Origin of the sequence: Hyalangium versicolor (genome assembly GCF_020103695.1) — a bacterium.
GTDB lineage: Bacteria > Myxococcota > Myxococcia > Myxococcales > Myxococcaceae > Hyalangium > Hyalangium versicolor.
Genome location: NZ_JAHXBF010000035.1, coordinates 1 through 18463, shown reverse-complemented (window position 1 = coordinate 18463; position 18463 = coordinate 1). Strand labels below are relative to the sequence as shown.

Sequence of the window (18463 nt, the reverse complement as noted above, 5' to 3'; positions counted from 1 at the left end):
CACTGAATCCAGCCACCGCACGGTAATGAGATGCCCCTTCGCCTGATCGGTCAGGGTGCGCCACGGGAGTACCGGCCTGTCACTTCCAACAGCTCCATCCATGTGGGCTCTGATGATTTCGAAGAAGGACTGACGCGGTGGGTGCTGGAAATGCCCCTGCCACTCCGCGCCCCCTCTTCAGGGAAGCCGGTCCGCATCTCCTACCCCGACAAGGATGCGGAAGCGCACTGGCAGCGCCTCATGAGCAAGAGCTTCGGCGGCCTCTGCGCGCCGAGCCAGCGTAGGGCAGACTGCCTCTCACTGCTCGACGACGTGATGGGCCTGAGCCCGTGGGACAAGCTGGGGGTGGCCCTGGGCCTGTCACTCCAGCCCCTTCGAGAAAGCATCTCCCATGCGGTGGAGGACACCCTGGCCCCCCAGCTTTTCTACACCGTGATTGCGACGGAACTCATCACCTGGGCCGCGCTGGCGGCCAATCCCGAGCCCGTCTTCACCAAGGCCGCAGCCATTGTCTCCGCCCTCATGCTCCTCTACCTGGGGGTGGAAACCTTCCTGGAACTGGTGGATGCCAGCAGGGAGTTGAAGCGAGCCACCGACCCAGCCACCACTCCCGAGGAATTGGAGCAAGCCAGTCAGCGCTTCGCGAAGCGCGTGGGGCCCGAAGCAGCCCGAGTCTTCGTCCTCGCAGTGACGGTGGCGGTAAGCTACGGCATGAGCGGAGGCTCCTCGTGGCTGGCCTCACGTCTCACGATGCTGCCTGCCTCATCGGAGGCGGCTGCCACAGGGGCTTCCCGCGTGGGATTGAGGCTCGCAGGGGTGGGCCAGGTGAGCGCGGTGGCCGTCTCCGTCGATGGCACCATCACCCTCACACTGGCCCCGACAGCAGTTGCGATGGCCGCCCGCGAGCCACACGAACCGGCCCCCAAGACAACTCTGGCGTTGCCTCCCGAGCACCACATCGCCACGAACAAGTGGCCTGATGCCACCCATGGCGGAGGCCCATGGATTCCCGTCTTCGAGAGGATCTTCAAACGCGCCGGTATGTCGCTGGAGGATCCAGCCAACAAGGTGCGCGTCCAGGGACACCAGGGCCCTCATCCCGAAGAGTACCATCGCGAAGTCTTCCGAAGACTGGACCGGGCAACCGCCACTTGCCGTCCCCTGGAGCAGTGTCGAACTGCACTCATCAAGGAACTCAGGTCACTGGCTGAGGAGATCTCCACGCCAGGAACTCGGCTGAACAAGCTGGTCACCCGGAGTTGACGGTCAGAGAGAGATCCATCATGTCGAAGCGGTACTTCGATCTGTTCGAGAATGTCCACGTACCGGCCCGCTGGCACCTGGACACGCCCGTCGACGCGCAGGGGCAGGAACTCTGGACCTGGCTCTTCCGGCAAGGAGCGCCTGCTTCCGTCGCCGAGCCTATCCGAATCCCCCTGTTCCGCCCTGGGGAGCCACTGGACTTCTCTCTTGCAGGAGCCGCCGTCCCGATCCTTCACGAGAGGGTGGCGAAGGTTTTCACGAGCCTGGCCTCCAGCGACGTCCAGCTCATTCCCGTGCAGGTCGAATCACAGACCACCAGGTTCTTCATCCTCAACGCGCTCCGCGTCGTGAAGTGCATCGACGACACAGCAAGCGAGGAAGTGCAGCGCTACACGCCAGAAGACGGACAGCCGGAACTCGTGGGTGAGTACCGGAATGTGGTGGGAATGAAGATCGACCCTTCGAAAGTCGGCGAGACCCAGGTGTTTCGCCCATGGGGATGGCCCGTGGTGCTCGTCGTCTCCCAGGAGATCAAGGAGGCACTCGAGAGCATGGGCGCGACCGGGACATCGTTTGAAGAGGTGTAGCCCTCCAGCAGCACTTCAGTCTGCGTCCAGTTGCTTGAGCGCGATGCGGGCGTCGGAGGCGAACCTCCCCGAGGGCTCCAGCAGCAGGTACTTCTTGTACGCCTCCACCGCCTCGTCCTCTCGCTGGAGCCCCTGGAGTGCCATCCCCAGGGAGAACCACGCCCGGGCATTCAGGATGTCCTCCGTCACCACCTCTTGCAGCAGCTTCGCCGCCTGCTCGTTGCTCTCCTTCCCGGTGTTTCCCAACACCAGCGAGAAGCCCAACCCCTCCTTCGCCTCGACCGAGTCCGGACGGATCTTCAGCGCCGCACGATAGTAGTCCTGCGCCGCCTGGTAGCGCCTGCTCCCAGTCGCCGTCTTCGCCTGCTGGATGAAGCGATCGTACTCCTCCGACGAGCCCGAGGGCTTCGTCCCCCGCAGGCCCGTCCCCGCGGACGCCTTCACGGGCGCCTCCTCCTTCGGCGGAGCCTGGACAACCACAGGCTCCGGCTCCGGCTTCTTCAGGAGAAGCACGAGCAGGCCGATGGCCACCCATCCCACCGCCGTACCTCCCGCGATGCTCCAATTCCACACCGCCCAGGGGGATGGAGAAGGCGCGGGAGCCACCTGAGGCTCCTGCGACCGGTACCTCTCTCGAGCGAACGTGGCCGAAGCACTCGCGGATGAAGGGCTTGCGGGGGGAAGCGTCGGCGGCAGAGTACTCGTCGCGTGAGGACTCGGCCGCACCCTCCTCGCCACCGGCATCGTCGGGTCGTCGAGAGGAGAGTCCTCCTCCTCGGCAGGAGCCTCCTCCTCCTCGGCAGAAGTCTCCTCCTCGGCAGGAGCCTCCTCCTCCTCGACCGGGGCTTCCTCCTCTTCAACAGGAGCGCTTTTCGCCTTCTTGAGAGGCTCCTCTTCCTCCTCGTCGACAGGAGCAGCGTTCTCGTCGACAGGAACCACCTTCAGCGCCTCGCGCCAGGATGCGAGCACGTCCTGGAAGGAGCGAGGGACGTGCACCTCCCGCCCCTGGCGGGTCAGCGTGTCCCGGCACAGGTGCTGGACGTAGTGCGAGAGCGTCATCGAGGTGAACTGGGGCGCGAACGACAGCAGGAAGCCCGCCAGCGCATCCCCGAACTCCTGAGCCGACGCGTAGCGGTCCTCCTTTCGCACCGCGAGCGCCGCCATGAGGATGTCCTCCAGCCTCCGCGGCACCTTCGGGTTGAGCTCGCGCGGACGCGGGAACTCGCCCTTGCCCATCTTCGGCAGCACGACGAACTCCGGGCCCTCGGCGGGGAGCTTCCCGCACACCAACTCGTACAGCGTGATGCCCGTGGCCCACACGTCCGTGCGCGAATCCACCTCCTCGCCGCGCGCCTGCTCCGGAGAGAAGAACAGGTACTTGCCCTTCACCACCCCAGGCTCCGTGGCCAGCTCGCTCAACTGCCGAGCCTTCGCCAGCCCGAGGTCGATGATCTTCACCTGCCCCTCGTAGCTGATGAGCACGTTCTCCGGAGAGATGTCCCGGTGGACGATCCCCAGCGGCTTGCCAGTCTCATCCTTCCGGGTATGGGCGTAGTGCAGCCCCCGGCAGATCGCGACGCCGATGAAGACGGCCGGCGGCAACGGCAGCGAGGGCCATCCCGCCTGCAGCGTCCGGTGGATGAGATCGTGCAGCGGCGGCCCGTCCACGTACTCCATGGCCAGGAAGTACTCGTTGTCCACCCGGCCGAAGTCGAACACCTGCGCGATGTTGTCGTGGGTCAGCGTGGCGGAGATGCGCGCCTCGCTGATCAACATGCTGGTGAAGACGTAGTCGTCCGAGTACTCGGGCAGGACCTTCTTGATGACCGCGGCCTTGGAGAAACCCGCCTCGCCCAGCAACCGGGCCAGCCAGGTCTCCGCCATGCCGCCATAGCCGAGCCGGGACATCAGCTCATAGCGGCCAAACCGCTTTCCAGGTTGAGGAGCCATTGCTGCCCCCCATCCTACCCAGGGACTCTCCTCGCTCCACAACAGGCGTTGCGGACGGCACGCCCCCGAGCCAACCTGGAGAGCCCCCAGGGCCCACCTCTTGCCGCCCCGGGATTCCGAGGACTCCATGACCCCTGAACGTTCCCGGCAGCGGATACTCCATGGGCTGGCGCTGGCCTGGCTGCTCGGCGCGGTGGCCGCGTGCGCTTCGGCCCCCGCTCCCGCGCCCGTACGCCCGGTGCTTCGCGTTGGCACCAGCGGTGACTACCCGCCCTTCAGTGACTGGAAGCAGGAGCATCCCAGCGGCTTCTCCGTGGCGCTGATGGAGGCCTTCGCCGCTGACCAGGGGCTCGAGCCCTCGTGGGTGCGCTTCCGCTGGGCGGAGCTGGTAGGAGACCTGGAAGCCGGGAAGTTCGACCTGGCCGACAGCGGCATCACCGTGCGGCCAGAGCGCTCCGTGGCGGGCCGATTCACCGTCCCGGTGCTGCGCAATGGCGCCGTGCTGCTGCTCCGGTACCCGAGCCAGGCTCCGCCTCCGGCGGTGGCCTCTCCGCAGGACATGGGCACGGCGCTGGCACGGCTTCGGGCGCTCGACCAGCCCGGGCTGCGCGTGGCCGTGAACCGGGGCGGTCACCTGGAGCGAGTGGCTCGGGCGCTCTTCCATCAGGCCCAGGTCCAGGCCATCCCCGACAACGCGGGTGTGCGGGAGGCACTGGCCTCGGGCCAGGTGGATGCGGCGCTGAGCAACAACCTCGAGGCGCCGCGCTGGGCCGAGGGCCTCTTGGGCATCGAGCTGCTGGGCCCGCTCACCCGAGACGTGGTGGCGGTCTACGTCCGCGCCGACCAGCTCGAGTTGGAAGCCCGGCTCGACACGTGGCTGATGGCGCAGGAGGAGAGCGGCCGGCTCCGCGAGCTGCGCGCTCGCTACCTGGGACCGGGCGCAGGAGGCCCCACGGCACTGCCTGTCCAGGCACTCCTGGCAGCCACCGCCGAGCGCCTGGCGCTCATGCCCTGGGTTGCCGCAGCCAAGCAGCGCACCGGCAAGGCGGTGGAGGACACCTCGCAGGAGGCTCGGGTGCTCGCGGCCTTCCGAGCCGAGGTCCGCAAGGCGGTGCCGCCGGGACAAGAGCCCCCGTCCGATGCCGCCCTCGACACGTTCTTCCAGGCGCAGATCGACGCCGCCAAGCTCGTGCAGCAGCGCACGCCTGTCGAGGCCGGTGCTCCCACCTACTCCCTGGAGATGGACCTGCGTCCGGCGATAGCTCGCATCACCGAGAGGATGGCGACGCTCGTGGCGCGTCTGCCTGCCCACCTGGACGAAGCCGAGGTACGAGAGCTGGCGCGAGACTGGCTCGGCGCCAGCGCACTGGAGCCCGCGGAGGTGGAGCGGCTCGCTCGAACGCTCGCGGCCCTACGCTCGCAGTAACCAGCACGAGCCTCCGGTGTCACCACCCAAACCAAGGATGGGACGGCGGTGTACCTGGGGGCCGTGCCTCTGGAATACTCGCCCCGCCAATGAGTGACCCCGAGAAGGAACCGAAGACGGCCCCGGCCTCCGTCTCCGTGGATGACGCCCCCACCGTCATCCGCTCCTCCCCGTCTCCGCACGATGAGGTCACCTGGCTCTCCAGCTCCGCGCGCCCACCCACCACTTTCGCCGTCCCCGCCCCAGGCCAGATGCTCGCCGGCCGCTACATGGTCTTCGACACCCTCGGCCAGGGCGGCATGGGCGTCGTGCTCGCGGCCTATGACACGCGCCTGGACCGGCGCGTCGCCCTCAAGCTCCTGCACCCCATCGACGCCTCGGACGCTACCGCCACCGATGGGGAGGCCCGCCTCGTGCGCGAGGCCCAGGCCATGGCGCGCCTCAACCACCCCCACGTCGTCGCCGTCTACGACGCGGGGCCCCTCGAGGCCGGCTCCCTCTTCATCGCCATGGAATATGTGGAGGGACAGACCCTCCGCCAGTGGTGCGACCAGCAGCCCCGCTCCTGGCGCGAGGTGCTCGATACCTACCTCTCCGCGGGCAAGGGGCTCGTCGCCGCCCATGCCGCCGGGCTCATCCACCGCGACTTCAAGCCCGACAACGTCCTCATCGGCAAGGACGGCCGCATCCGTGTCATGGACTTCGGCCTGGCTCGATCCGCGCTGGATCTCATCCCCTCCGAGCAGTTCCCGGCCTCCCTGTCCGCGGACACGCTGAGCAGCGCGCTCACCATCCCCGGAACCCTCATGGGCACGCCGAAGTACATGGCCCCCGAGCTCCTCCGGGGCAAGCCCGCCGGCGTCCGCAGCGATCTCTACGCCTTCTGCGTGGCGCTCTACGAGGCCCTCTACGGCCAGCTCCCCTTCCCCGACCGCAGCATGGCCGAGTACTCCCGCGCCCGCCGCGAGGGCCTCGTCACCCCGCCTCCCGCCTCTTCGGATGTGCCCGCCTGGGTGACTCGCACCGTGCTCCAGGGGCTCCAGGCCGATCCCCAGCAGCGCCCCGCCTCCATGGAGGCCCTGCTGGCCCTGCTGCTGGATGATCCCGCCATCAAACGCCAGGCCCGCCGCCGAGTCCTCGCCATGGCCTCGGTCGCCGGAGTGCTGGCGGCGCTCGCCCTCTGGGGCTGGGCTCGACAGCACGCCCAGGCTCCCACGTGCAGCCAGGTGGCCCGAAGGCTCGATGGCGTCTGGGACGCCTCGGTGAAACAGAAGGTGCTCGACTCGCTGCACGGCACCGGCCTCCCGTACGCGGACGCCACCGCCGAGCGCGTCTCCACGGCCCTGGACAGCTACGCCAGCCAGTGGATCAAACAGAGCACCGCGCTCTGTGAAGCCGAGCAGGCCACTCAGCTCCCCCGGCTCGCGGCGCTGCGCGAATCCTGCCTGGAGCGGAGGCGCAGCCGCCTGCACGCCCTCACCGAGCTGCTCTCTCACGGCTCCGAGCCCGCGCTGCTGGAGAAGGCCACCCAGTCCGCCCGCTCGCTCCCGCCCCTCGAGGACTGCGCGGACGACGAGGCCCTCACCGCCGCGGTCCCCCCTCCCGAGGATCCCGCGGTCCGGGCTCAGGTGGAGAAGCTGCTCGGCACCGTGGATATCATCGAGGCCCTCTACACCGCCGGCCAGTACAAGGAGGGCCTCGCCACCGCGGAGAAGCTGCTGCCCCAGGTGGAGGCCGCGGGCCACCCGCCCCTCCACGCCCAGCTCCTGCTCCTCATGGCCCAGTTGAAGGACGGCTCCGGCGACTACAAGGGCTCCGAGGCCCTGGCGCGCCAGGCCCTCTCCGAAGCCGCGCGGGGCAGGGACTCGCTGCAGATGTCCCGGGCCATGAGCCTCCTGGTCAGGGAGCTGGACCGGCAGCGCAGGTTCGCCGAGGCGGCGCCCCTGGCCCCAGCGGTTCGAGCGATGGCCGACAGCACCGGGAATGAGCTGACGCAGGCCACCGCGTACTCCGTCCTGGGCCGCATGTTCACCGAACAGGGCAAGTACCCGGAGGCCTGGGAGAGCCTCTCGCAAGCCCTGGTCCTCCGGGAGAAGGCCCTGGGCCCCGAGCACCCCGACTCGGCCTCCACCCTCTCCAACCTCGCCACCGTCGCCTGGTGGATGGGCCGCTATGACGAGTCGCTCGAGCGCACCCAGCGCGCCGCGGCCCTCAAGGAAAACGCGCTCGGTCCCGAGCACCCCGAAGCCATCCAGATGCTCACCAACATGGGCGCCATGCTCTACGAGGTGGGCCGCTACGAGGAGGCGCTCCAGCGCTTCGAGCGGGCCCTGGAGCTCGAACAGAAGGTGCTGGGGCCCGACTATCCGCACATCGCCTCCACCCTCACCAACCTGGGCATCGTGCTGCTGACCCTCGGGCGCCCCGAGGAGGCACGGCGGATGGCCGAGCGCGCCGTCGCCTTCAGGGAGAAGCTCTCGGGCCCCGACGCTCAGGAGCTCGCGGGCCCGCTCACCAGCCTCGGTGGAGCGCTCGAGGAGCTCGGGCGCCACGAGGAGGCGCTCCAGGCCCACACGCGCGCCACGCAGCTGCGCGAGAAGACGCTGGGCCCGGATCACGATCTCGTCTCCGAGTCGCTCCGCCAACAGGCCCTCGTGCTGACGCACTTGAAGCGCTTCCGCGAGGCCCATGAGCGCATCGATCGCGCGCTGGCCATCGCCGAGAAGGCGCTCGGCAAGGAGCATCCGGACCTCTCCTACCCGCTTCAGATCCAGGGGGAGCTGTTCCTCGCGGAGGGAAGAGCCGCCGAGGCCCTGCCGCCCCTCGAGCGGGCCCAGAAGCTCGCCCCCAAGGGAGCCATCCGCGCCGAGGTGGGCTTCTCGCTGGCGCAGGCACTCTGGGAGGCCCGGAGCGCCGAGCGCGCTCGCGCCGTGGAGCTGGCCACCCAGGCCCGGGAGGACTGGCAGCGCATTGGCCATGCCGAGCGGGTGGCGCGCAGCACCCGATGGCTGGCAGCCCACCCGCGCCCCTGAGGCACGGGCTCAGGCGACCTTCGGCTCCGCCGCCTTCTGCGCCTGCTGCTGCGCGTATACCTGCGCCGCCGCCTCCAGGCGCCCGCAGGGCCTGCGGAAGGCACAGCGCACGCACATGGACACGTCCTCCGTCATCGGAAACGCGGCGGACTCCTTCGGCGTGTTGGTGGCCGCATCCGTGAGCATGCCGCGCATGTTCGCCACGCTCTGGGTGAAGCGCGCCTTGAAGGCCTCCATGGCCGCCAGGTCCACGTGGACGTTCTGCTCCAGTCCCTCGTTCAGGTACACCAGCGAGGTGCGCACCTTCTCCACGGGGAACTTGTAGCGCTGGGACACGTAGAGCGCGTAGCCCAGCACCTGCTCGTCATACCCGTCTCGCGCCTTGCCCGTCTTCCAGTCCACCACCACGGGCATGCCCGCCTCATCCAGGTAGGCGAAGTCCGGGATGGCGAACACCTTCACCCCATCCAGGGTGAAGCTGGAGAAGTCGAAGCCCGCATCCACCTCCAGCCACTGCTCCCGCTTGAGCGAGCGGGCCAGCGCCGGCCACCGCGAGGAGAAGAACCACCCCAGCGCCTGGCGCACCGTCTCCCAGTTCTGCTTCCACGCCTCGTCGGGCACCGGCTCGGCGTACTCGTGCTCCACCAGCCCGGTGAACGTCTTCCGGTACTTCTGCGTCCAGTACGACTTCTTCGCCGAGTGCCGGAAGTCGTCCTGCATCAGCTTGCGGGCCCGGGCCTCCACATCGGCCGGATCCACCTGCCGCCCCGCCTGCCAGTCCAGCAGCACGTCCTTCACGCAGTCGTGCACCACGCTGCCCGCCCAGCTGTAGCGGTTGCTCAGCTTCTTGAGGACGTACAGCTCGCGCACGTCCTTCGAGGCCCCTGCCTCCCACCCGCCCCACGAGCCGTAGTAGTAGAGGTAGTAGGCCCGAAGGCATTCGGAGAACTTCTCGTGGCGACTCTTGGACCAGGAGAAGTCGTTGGTGAGGGTGGCGCGCCGCATCGGAGGGGCGCATCCTATGCCCTCGCCCGCCCGGCCAGAAAGGGGGCGGGCAAGGATCCTTCAAGAACTACTCGGTTCCGAAGGGGCGCGGCTTGGAGCTGCCGCTGCCCGAGGCGCAGAGCCGGTAGGAGTTGACCACCAGGTCGAGGGCCTCCTTCTCCAGATGGAAGTTGGCCAGGCTCAGGCTCTTGACGAAGTTCCAGGCAGCGTCCTTGACAGTCTTCTCATCCGCGTCGGGTCCCAGCTTCACCGCGAGATCCTCACCGGCCGTCTTGAGGCTGGCGATGACGTCGTCGGACAGGTGGGTCTTGGCGCCCACGTAAGGCCCGTGGCTCACGGGTGGCCGGTGCACCTCGGGCCGCTGCGGACGCTTCGGCTCGAACCCGGAGTGGCCCTTCCCACGCGAAGGCCCGCTCTTGCCCGGCTTCTCGAAGCCATCCGCGGCAGTGGCAGGCCGCGTCGACGGAGGAACGATCCCCCCCGAACGGGAGGGAGCCTTCGTCTCGGCCTTCTCGGAGCCGCGGGAGGGCAGGGAGACCTTGGGGGCATCGGCTTTCGGGCTGCGCATGGAGGAAGCCTCGGGCTTTCTAGATAGGTACACCGTTACCTGGTTTTCACGCGCCCTCCGGGAAAAGTTGCTTCTCCAGAGATTCACGTTCCAACCCCTTGGATTTACTGGAGTTGAGGGGGTCCAAGCGCCTTCTGGCCACAACCCGCGATAATGACTCGTTATGTCGACTCCAGTCGACGTAAGAAATCTTCGTTGGCTCTGCCGAGCGCGCGGGGGTACTTCTGCTGGAAGCAGCTCGCCTGACGCCACGGCACGCACCACCACGCCGTCGTCCCGTCAGGACGCGGCGTTACCGTGCTGTCCTCGAGAAGGGCAGCCTGCAAATCTTCCGGGTCCGGGCGCCGTCACCCGATGAGCAGCCCGCGTTTCCAGCGCGAGGACCCATCAGAAAGCCGCAGGAGTTTCCAGCTCCTGACGTGCCTAGGGCCCCGGCGGAGTGTCTCTGCACTCCCCGGGTTACCCGACCTTTTTACAGGTCGGTAGTCGCAGACGCTAGATCCAGGCGCATTCCCGCATCAACCAGAAAGATCCGCAGTGGTGTCCAGTGAGCCCCTTTCCCCGAAGGCGGCTACAGGCGAAGAAGTGCCAGTTGGACCCTCCGTGTGGATGCTCCACCCGTCGCCGCTGCCGGGAGTGTGAGCGCTGGGTGTGCACTGCCCATCGCATCGGAGCTCTCTGCTACGAGTGCGCTCCACCGCCTGCTCCGCAGGGGCCTCCGGCTGCAGTTCCGACTGAGAAGGAGCCGCCCGAGGATGAGCCTCAGCATGCACCTGCTGAAGGTACTCCAGAGTGACGTGGGCGTAGATCTGCGTCGTCGTCAAGGACTCGTGTCCCATCAACTCCTGGATGCTCTCGATGTGAGCTCCGTTGTGGAGAAGATGGGTCGCGTACGCGTGCCGCAGCGTGTGCGGGGAGACCTGAGTGCCAGCCTGGCTCGAGTGCATGGCCACCCTCTCCCGGATCTGGCCTGGCGTGAGTCGGCGCCCCCACCTGCCGACGATGAGCGCAGTCGGGTGCGCCCCTTTCCTTGAGCGGAGCTCTCCGCGCCGCTGCAGGTACACGCCAATGACCTGCGCGGCCATTGGGTTGATGGGGCAGAGCCTCTCTTTGCTCCCCTTCCCTGTGACTCGAACCATCCTCTCCCGCAGGTCCACGTCATCGATGTCGAGCGCGGCGACCTCTGAGACGCGCAGTCCTCCGCTGTAGAGCAGCTCGAGGACCGCTCGGTCCCTCCAGCCAAGCGCGCTCCCCTCCGGAGGCTGCTCGAGGATACGAGCCACTTCGTCCACCCGCGGAACAGTGCGAGCTTTCGACTGCGGAGAGATGACCCGCACCAGCTTCAGCGGGCTCGAGCGGATGGTCCGCTGTCTCACGAGGTAGCGGTAGAAGCACTTCAGGCTCGAGACGTGACGCGCCCTGCTCGTGGACGCCAGCTCCGTCTTCAGCAGGTTGAAGTAGTCGACCACCTGCGCCGGCGTCACCGAGACGAGCTCGAGGCGGCGCGCGACCAGGTGGTCGTGGAACCTGCCGACGTCCGCCAGATAGTTCCTGATGGTGTGTGGAGAGAACTGCCGGACGCTGGTGAGGTGCTGGCGGAACGCGACGAGGTGAGGATCAAGGCTGTCCATGCGACAGCCGTACGTAGGCGAGCCCCAGCGGCACTCAACCTTTCAGGTAGGAGGCCGCGCTCCTCACCCGCGAACGTCCGCAGGGCTCTCCCTCAGCCACACCACGACGACGGCGAGGTGCCCGGTGCTCGCATAGAGCCACTCCTGCCCGAGCACCACGTAGGACTTTGCGCCGACCACCTGCACGACAGCCCCGGCATCAGGCAGGGGCTCCCGGCTATAGGGGCGCGTCCACAGCGGAGCGCCACCATCCACAGCGAAGTGCACTTCGAGTGGCATAGTCCCTCGCGCTCGGCCGGGCCCGGCCCGTCACGCCTGAGGCGGCACAGGCGAGTTGGGCAGCTGCTTGTGGGCCCAGTCGATGACGATGCCGCGGCCGCCAGCCACCACCATCTCGATGGGACCGCGCGCGGCTGACTTGATGAAGGGGCTCACCTCGAGCTGGTCGAAAGCATCCAACGCCGCGCTGCTCACCAAGTCGTAGCACTCGCCCACGAGGGCGATTCCCTTCTCGGAGCCCAGCCGCTGCAACACCTCACGCAGGACAGGCACGTTGACTCGAGCCATCTTCTTGCCACTGCGCGGACTGCCTTGGGTGCCCATACGCTCAACGCCTCCAAGAGAACGGAGCGGCACCGAGAAAACTGGAGCCTGCATGGCAACCACTGCCACCAGGCCCCCACCCACCAACCCGCCGCCCACCACAAGGCAAACTTATCCCGAGGTGTTTTATTTCGGAATGGTCTCAAGGGTAGGGTGGCAGGCCAGTGAGTCCTTGCTGACTGCTACAGGCCTGCCACCCTCTCAGGCGTTACCGCTTCCCCACCCGGGAGGGGGTGCCACTTTGATCTGTGTTTGGCGCACCAACCATGCGCACCAACCATGAGACATCCGACTCGATGCGGGCCAGGCGCTCCGCGTTGTCACGGTCACGCTCGGCTGCCCGCTCGAGCTTCTGCATCAGCTCGGTGTGAGCCGTCTGCACAGCACGCTGCTCCTCACCGTGGTTGAGAGCCACCATGCCGGTAGCGCCCCCTCCGAGCGCTCCGAGCATGGTGCCTCCCACAATCACCACACGCAGCACCTTCTCCCGTACCCCGCCACGCTCCGCCATCGGTACCGCCTCCATCACCGAGCGCGTGGGATTACGCGCTCGGAGTCTTCGTCACCGCGGCCGCCGCAGCCTGGAACGGCTCTTCCATCTTCACCATCGGGGCGCCAACCCCTTCGTGGAACCACGTGCCGGGCTTCACCTCGGCGCTGAAGGGCACGCGCTGGAGCTCCACGCTGGACTCGTGCGGCACGTCCACCATGGCGAAGTGCACGGCGAGCGTCGCACTGTTGTCCTCGTGGAGCTCCACCACCACGGCCGGGCGGCGCATACCCGCCGAGGGGCCCTTGCTGATGACGTACTCGGCCAGGCCCAAATACACCCCAGCATGAATCATACGGGAGCCTGCCTGCGGAGCGTGCCCCCCCTGCATCATGATGGGCGGCGACGCCAGGCCATACAACTCCCGGTCCTGGATGAACTCGGCCAACTGCATGAGGAAGGCGTCTCGCTGCGCCTCCGGGACGCTGCAGAGGTCCGCCACCAGGTGCTTGGTCTCCATGAGCATGGCGGTGAGCGTGCTGTAGATGATGTAGCGGACCGACTCCGGCACCTTCTCGAGGACCGCCACCTTCTCCTCGACCTTCTCCGGCGACCAGAGGGACGCGCAGAGGAACGCCAGCGGCTCGGCTGACGGGATCGCCGCCACCACTGCGGAGACCAGCCGTGTGCTCACCATCTTCCAGCTGTCGACGAGGGCGCGTGCGCTCACCGTCGGCCGTTTCTCCCACTCCGCCTGGAGAACCTTGGCGTCCTTCGGGTCCATCATTGCGGAGCTCGCACCCTCCTGGGGCTGCTCCTTCTTCTCCGCGGACACCACCGAAGACGCACCACTGCCCGACTGCTTATTCACTCTCCCACCAGCCATCGCCCACCTCACCCATACAACGAGAGAGCTCCAGCATAACGTGTCTGGGATTAACGCGCTCGCCCCCGGGTTCAGTGCCCGGGCGGAGGTGACGGGCGTGGCGGACGGGCTTGATGCACTCCAGGCAGCTCTGGACGAGTTGGGTGAGGATGCGCGGTGCACGTTGGAGATCCGGTTTGACCCTGCCGGAGCTCGACAAGCTGTTGAGCCTATCCGACTGCTGCGTCGCGACGTGCCCCTCGAGCTCCAGGTCCTCGACCACCTGGCGGCACTGAACCTGCCCACTGGGGACTACTCCCTCCGGATCCGCGAGAAGGGCCGTCACGTCAGCCAGGCCACGGTCTCCCTGCGGGTGCGCGACGCCAATGCCGCAGTCACGACCGCCGTCACGCCAGCCGTCACACCCTCCGTCACACCGCCGGTCGCCCCAGCAGTCGCGCCGCCGACAGACCTCTTCCGAGAGGTGACGGAGCGGCTGATCCGCGAGGCCGTGGAGAGCAAGCTCAACCCTCCTCGCGAGGAGTACGAGGAGGACCCCGAGGAGGAGGGGGACGGGGAAGGAGCCTCACCGCTCGCGACCGGGCTTCTCGGTCTCCTGGAGAGGGCCATCCAGTCCCCGGTGCTGGCCCCAGCCGTGGCCGAGCTCGTGGAGAGCGTCGCGGACGTGCTCAAGGTGCGCGCGCGCACCTCGGACGCCAAGGCGCGGCTCTACGAAGCGCGGGCGGCTCGAGCTGGTGCCGCCCCTCGGCAGGAGCCTGCCGAGGAGGGCACTCGCGGGAAGGTTGTGGGGTTCCGGAGGAAGGCGACGGTGGGTGCGGGCGGGACAGAGGGCGGCGGCACCCATGGCACCGAGAGCTGACACCATCTCGCGCGCAGGCCACCGGGTGCGCCGGGAGCCTCTGCTGCCGGGCACCGAGGGCATCGACAGGACGCGTGCGCGGATGCTCGAGCTCATCCGCGAGGGGAGCAAGGACCCGGAGGTCCAGGACGAGGCCAGACGCGCCGCATTCCTCGCCCGCCCCCACGACTACCACGGCGAAATCCAAGCTGTGTGGGACTACATGACTGGGCTGGAGGCGGCACCGTACCGCCTGGACCCGGTCGACGCCGAGCTTCTGCAGGGTGCGGCTGTCCCGTCGAGGGGGCGGGACTGCGACTGCGCTGTCATCAAGGCGGGAAGCCTCTTCGAGGCCATCGGGCACCCTGTGTTCGTGATCATCGGCGCGCGGCGCGCCCCTCGCCCAGGCGAGCCGGTTCGCTACAACCACACTTGGCTCGAGGTGTGGTGCCGGTCCTGCCGTCAAGTGCACTCCTTTGACCCAGTCCTGGATCTGCTCCGCCCTGCCGAGCGGGCACAGCTGGGCGACGTCCTCCCCCACGCAGTCACGAGGAGATTCCCTGTGTCCCTCTCCACTCTCGGTTACACCGAAGGAGCCCCCCGGCGCGCCCGTCGACGTGTTGGCGCTCGCCCTCCCCCGGGCCTCTCCGGCCTCGACGGCTTCTCGCTCAAGAAGCTCGCGAAGGGAGTTGCGAAGGTGGCCACCAGCAAGGTTGGCGGCGCGATCCTGAAGAAGGCCATCAGCTTCGTTCCCGGTGGGTCGGCCGCCCTCACCGCCATCGACGTGGCCTCCAAGGGCGTGAAGGTCATCAACGCGGTGAAGAAGGGCGGCGTCGCTGGCCTGGCCAAGGTTGCGGCCCCCATGCTCCTGGACAAGGTCGCCCCAGGCCTCTCGGCCGCGGTGAAGTCCAACCCCATCGCTCGGGCGGTGTCGACGGTCGCGAAGGCTGCGAGCCCCAAGCCCTCCGCCCCCAAGGCACTGAAGGCCTCGACGGCTCGCACGGTCTCGAAGCCCGCCGCCCCCAAGGCTGTTGGCGTCAAGCCGAAGACGCTGATCGCGCGCGCCGCTGCTGCCGCTGCTGCTTCCTCTGCGTCTGCGGCGCAGCCGACACCTGTCTCCGTTGCGCCCCCCCCCTCCTCCATGCAGGAGGAGCCGCCGACGTTCGTCAGCCCTCCGGAGGACGCGGAGACGTTCGAGCCGGCCGCGCCGGAGGATGACGGCGCCTCCTACGAGGAGGCCTCCGAGGACGCGGTCGAGCCCCAGGGTGAGGAGAGCCTTGATGCGGGCCCTTTCGACGACGGCTCGGCGGCGGAGGAGGAGTGATGGCCGCCCGCGTCGTCGCAAAGGTGGCGCCTCCCGTCCCGGCCGCCACGCTGAAGGCTGAGGTGAAGCCCCTGCTCGAGCTTGCCCAGAAGGTGGCGAAAGCCGCCAACGAGGCAGGGGGAGAGGACTCCGTGAAGAAGGCGGGCATTGGTGCCGCGGCCACCTACTCGAAGACGGTGCAGGACTTCGCCACCAAGCAGATCGACGAGGTGGTGGCGGGCCGCCTGCCCGTGGCGAAGTGGCGGGAGAACCTCCAGCTCTGGCTGAAGCAGGGCCAGTCCCAACTGAAGGACGCAGAGGAGCGGAGCTCGCTCTGGTACCGCGTCTCCCACGCCGTGGCGGGCAAGGTGGAGCAAGGCGTCACCGCCGCCACCGACAAGCTGAAGGAGCTCAAGGCGAAGGTGGCCCAGCTCACCGGCATGCGGGCGGAGCTCGACAAGCTGCGCGCGGGGCTCAAGGGCAAGAAGCTCTCGACGCAGGCTTCGGACACCCTCTTTGGGGCCCCGGCGTCGCGCGCCGAGGAAACGTGGAAGCAGTTGGGGACTGTCATGTCCGCACTCGAGAAGGGAGCGAGCCTCGTCACTGGGCAGTCCACACTGGGAAGCCCCCTCGTGGTCGGCGCCGGGGCGGCAGTGGCAACCGTGGCCGTCGCAACCTCGCTGGCCGCGAGCCTCTTTGCCTACTACCAGAATGCCACCGAGGTGGCGCGCGCGGAGGTGGCCAAGCAGGAGCTCACGCTGGTCCAGCAGGGCAAGGGCGCGGAGGTGAAAGAGCTCCGCACGCTGCGGAATGAGGCGGACAAAGTCCGCGCCGAGTCCAACGAATCCCCCTTCAGCGCCCTCGCGACGTCCGCCAAGTGGGTTGGCCTCGGGCTCATGGCTGCAGGCCTCGCCTGGGGCGCCCGCGAGGTGGCCCGGGTGGTGAAGGACAAGGACGCCGAGGTTCCCCGGCCATGAGGATTCCTCACGCGCTCGCGCAGCTCGGCACCGTCCTCGAGCTTCGCGTCGAGAAGGACGGCAAGAGGTCCACCCTCTCGTGGCCCAAGAAGGGCCTCTGGCTCTGCACGGACTCGACGCAGAAGCGTCTGTACCTCGTGCCAGCTCCGAAGGCTGCCCCGGGGCCTCTCGCGGGCCCCGCAAAGCGGGCTCTGAAGGGTGTCGCCCGAGCGTACAAACGCTGGTCGGAGTTCGAGGCGGCCAACGTCACCCCAGCGACCGTGGAGCTCGGCGCCACTGAGGACCGTGGATGCGTCGCCTCCATCGCCTACCGCTCGGACAAGTGGAGCGGGCGCGCGGAGGACTACGAGCACGACTTCAAGGGACGCCCGCGGCTGTGCTGCGTGGGCTCCGTCTACGTCATCTCCGGTGGGGGCTTCTCTGTCACCCCCTCCGGGATCCGAGGGTGAAAGGGAGCCCATGAACCTGGAGAGACAGAAGGAGCTGATGATCGTGAACGGCACCAAGAAGAAGAACAAGAAGAGGGCGGCGACGGCCAAGTCGCGCACCTCGGCCACCCCGAAGAGGAAGCGCCGGAGCCGACAGGCTGCGCCGCCGCCTGCCCCCCGCCGGGCCCGGGCGCGTCGACGCAACCCCGGCGTGGACGTGGGAGGCACCCTGGTGGCCGCAGGCGTCGGCATGGCGACGGTCGTCGCCCTGCAGCCGCTGCTGCACCAGGTCACCACGCGCGTGTCGAATCGGATGGTGCGGGCCGGGCTGCGCACTATCCTCCCGGCCGGCGCGACGATGGGCTTGGGCCTGTTCCTCAACCGGCTGAACCCAAGTGCGGGTAAGGCGGTTGCCAGCGCTGGCGCCGCCCTCGCCGTCCTCCACGGGCTGAGCGAGCTCGCCAACGGCGCCGGGCAGCCCGTCGGTGCCCTCCAGAAGGTGGGCTACGCGCAGCTCGGAGCGCCGGATGATGTCTACATCTCCGGCGGCCAGGTCTACCGGATGCTGCCTGACGGCACCTCTCAGCCGATGTACGCGCTGGCCGGGGAGGCCATCGAGCTCAACCTGGACAACGGTGGCACCGAGAGCGCGACGCTGCTGGGTGACCTCGGGGAGAGTGAGGTCCTCGTGATGGACCAGCGAGGCAACCTTCTGGCCCTGCCCAAGGGTGACAGCTCCGGCGTCGAGGGCATCGAGCAGGCCGACCTGAGCGGCGGCTCCTTCGAGGTGGCGGACGACCTGGGCGACATCGAGGCCGACGAGGGCCTCTCCGGGGAGTCCGAGAACGGCTGGAGCGCCTGACGGGGAGACAGCCACCGCATTCCAGGACGCCTGGGGAGGCCGGAGCTTCGGTCTCCCGCCTCCTCAGGACTCCTTCACTTCCACCGCAGCACAGCAGCTACTCGAGGGTTGAACCATGGCACAGCAGGCGAAGGGGCAGGGGCAGGGGAAGCAGCGAATCAGCAACGCGCAGAAGCAGATCGAGAAGCTGCGCAACGTCGCGCCGGCGCGGCTGCACGCTGCGTTCCGGATGACGGGCAACGTGAACAGCAACACGGCGTTCGGCAAGTTCAACAACGGGCAGGTCGACATTTTCAAGGAGGCGTCGGACTTCCCGGTCCGCATCGCGGAGAATGCGTACAACAACTGGCTCGCCTCCGGCGCCAAGCCCGTGGCCGACGTCTACCCGAAGGCCATCGGCCTTTACGTGGGCGAGCGCTTCCCGGGAGTGCTGCCCATCAAGGCGATCCTCGCGGAGCACAGCATCCTGACGATCCAGCTCCCCTCGGGGGCAAAGGTCATCAAGCAGCCGTCGCTGACCATCCCGGCGGGCGTGGGCGTCGAGACGCGGTACGCCACCGCGGACTCCGCGGGGGCTGACAAGAAGCTCAACGAGACGTTCGGCCCGATGAGCC

At 68.1% G+C, this 18463-nt stretch carries 17 protein-coding genes and 1 pseudogene; 10 read left to right on the top strand and 8 right to left on the bottom strand.

Annotated features, from left to right (window positions below; all coding sequences use genetic code 11):
- Nucleotides 1–48: 48 nt before the first annotated feature.
- A pseudogene (locus KY501_RS45720) lies at nucleotides 49–1263 on the top strand (AHH domain-containing protein); the annotation flags it as partial.
- 20 nt (nucleotides 1264–1283) lie between these two features.
- Nucleotides 1284–1850: an imm11 family protein gene (locus KY501_RS45715; protein WP_224371134.1), complete on the top strand. Its 567-nt coding sequence runs from the start codon at nucleotides 1284–1286 to the stop codon at nucleotides 1848–1850.
- Nucleotides 1851–1865: 15 nt separating this feature from the next.
- Here KY501_RS45715 and KY501_RS45710 read toward each other — a convergent pair whose 3' ends face one another.
- Nucleotides 1866–3800 (bottom strand): serine/threonine-protein kinase, encoded by a 1935-nt coding sequence (locus KY501_RS45710; protein WP_224371132.1) that lies wholly within the window; start codon nucleotides 3798–3800, stop codon nucleotides 1866–1868.
- Between the two features lie 127 nt (nucleotides 3801–3927).
- Between KY501_RS45710 and KY501_RS45705 the strand changes: the two genes are divergently transcribed.
- Nucleotides 3928–5226 (top strand): transporter substrate-binding domain-containing protein, encoded by a 1299-nt coding sequence (locus KY501_RS45705; protein WP_224371129.1) that lies wholly within the window; start codon nucleotides 3928–3930, stop codon nucleotides 5224–5226.
- 89 nt (nucleotides 5227–5315) lie between these two features.
- Nucleotides 5316–8258, top strand: a complete 2943-nt coding sequence (locus tag KY501_RS45700; RefSeq protein ID WP_224371127.1) for a tetratricopeptide repeat protein — start codon at nucleotides 5316–5318, stop codon at nucleotides 8256–8258.
- Nucleotides 8259–8267: 9 nt separating this feature from the next.
- Here KY501_RS45700 and KY501_RS45695 read toward each other — a convergent pair whose 3' ends face one another.
- The 7 genes from KY501_RS45695 to KY501_RS45665 all read right to left on the bottom strand — a co-directional run bounded on the left by KY501_RS45695 (nucleotide 8268) and on the right by KY501_RS45665 (nucleotide 13426).
- Entirely contained in the window at nucleotides 8268–9263 is a 996-nt protein-coding gene (locus KY501_RS45695) for a PD-(D/E)XK nuclease family protein (protein ID WP_224371125.1), read from the bottom strand.
- Nucleotides 9264–9330: 67 nt separating this feature from the next.
- Entirely contained in the window at nucleotides 9331–9831 is a 501-nt protein-coding gene (locus KY501_RS45690; RefSeq protein ID WP_224371123.1) for a hypothetical protein, read from the bottom strand.
- Nucleotides 9832–10349: 518 nt separating this feature from the next.
- Complete coding sequence (locus KY501_RS45685; RefSeq protein ID WP_224371121.1) at nucleotides 10350–11462, bottom strand: tyrosine-type recombinase/integrase; 1113 nt, start codon at nucleotides 11460–11462, stop codon at nucleotides 10350–10352.
- Between the two features lie 63 nt (nucleotides 11463–11525).
- On the bottom strand, nucleotides 11526–11741 hold the full coding sequence (locus KY501_RS45680) for a hypothetical protein (RefSeq protein ID WP_224371119.1): 216 nt from the start codon (nucleotides 11739–11741) through the stop codon (nucleotides 11526–11528).
- A gap of 30 nt (nucleotides 11742–11771) precedes the next feature.
- Nucleotides 11772–12065 carry a hypothetical protein gene (locus KY501_RS45675; RefSeq protein ID WP_224371117.1) on the bottom strand — a complete coding sequence of 98 codons (294 nt, stop codon included), beginning with the start codon at nucleotides 12063–12065 and terminating at the stop codon, nucleotides 11772–11774.
- A gap of 208 nt (nucleotides 12066–12273) precedes the next feature.
- Nucleotides 12274–12576, bottom strand: coding sequence for a hypothetical protein (locus KY501_RS45670; protein WP_224371116.1), 303 nt, complete (start codon nucleotides 12574–12576; stop codon nucleotides 12274–12276).
- A 31-nt stretch (nucleotides 12577–12607) separates the two neighbouring features.
- Nucleotides 12608–13426: a hypothetical protein gene (locus KY501_RS45665; RefSeq protein ID WP_224371114.1), complete on the bottom strand. Its 819-nt coding sequence runs from the start codon at nucleotides 13424–13426 to the stop codon at nucleotides 12608–12610.
- Between the two features lie 55 nt (nucleotides 13427–13481).
- Here KY501_RS45665 and KY501_RS45660 point away from each other — a divergent pair, with 55 nt between their 5' ends.
- The 6 genes from KY501_RS45660 to KY501_RS45635 all read left to right on the top strand — a co-directional run.
- Nucleotides 13482–14300 carry a hypothetical protein gene (locus tag KY501_RS45660; protein ID WP_224371112.1) on the top strand — a complete coding sequence of 273 codons (819 nt, stop codon included), beginning with the start codon at nucleotides 13482–13484 and terminating at the stop codon, nucleotides 14298–14300.
- Complete coding sequence (locus tag KY501_RS45655; RefSeq protein ID WP_224371110.1) at nucleotides 14284–15603, top strand: hypothetical protein; 1320 nt, start codon at nucleotides 14284–14286, stop codon at nucleotides 15601–15603. The genes KY501_RS45660 and KY501_RS45655 overlap by 17 nt, the downstream gene beginning before the upstream one ends.
- Nucleotides 15603–16559, top strand: coding sequence for a hypothetical protein (locus KY501_RS45650; protein ID WP_224371108.1), 957 nt, complete (start codon nucleotides 15603–15605; stop codon nucleotides 16557–16559). Before KY501_RS45655 ends, KY501_RS45650 begins: the two co-directional genes overlap by 1 nt.
- Complete coding sequence (locus KY501_RS45645; protein WP_224371106.1) at nucleotides 16556–17008, top strand: hypothetical protein; 453 nt, start codon at nucleotides 16556–16558, stop codon at nucleotides 17006–17008. The genes KY501_RS45650 and KY501_RS45645 overlap by 4 nt, the downstream gene beginning before the upstream one ends.
- Before the next feature lie 10 nt (nucleotides 17009–17018).
- Complete coding sequence (locus KY501_RS45640) at nucleotides 17019–17849, top strand: hypothetical protein (RefSeq protein ID WP_224371104.1); 831 nt, start codon at nucleotides 17019–17021, stop codon at nucleotides 17847–17849.
- Between the two features lie 115 nt (nucleotides 17850–17964).
- Nucleotides 17965–18463: hypothetical protein (locus KY501_RS45635; RefSeq protein ID WP_224371102.1), on the top strand; the 499-nt coding region annotated here is incomplete at its 3' end.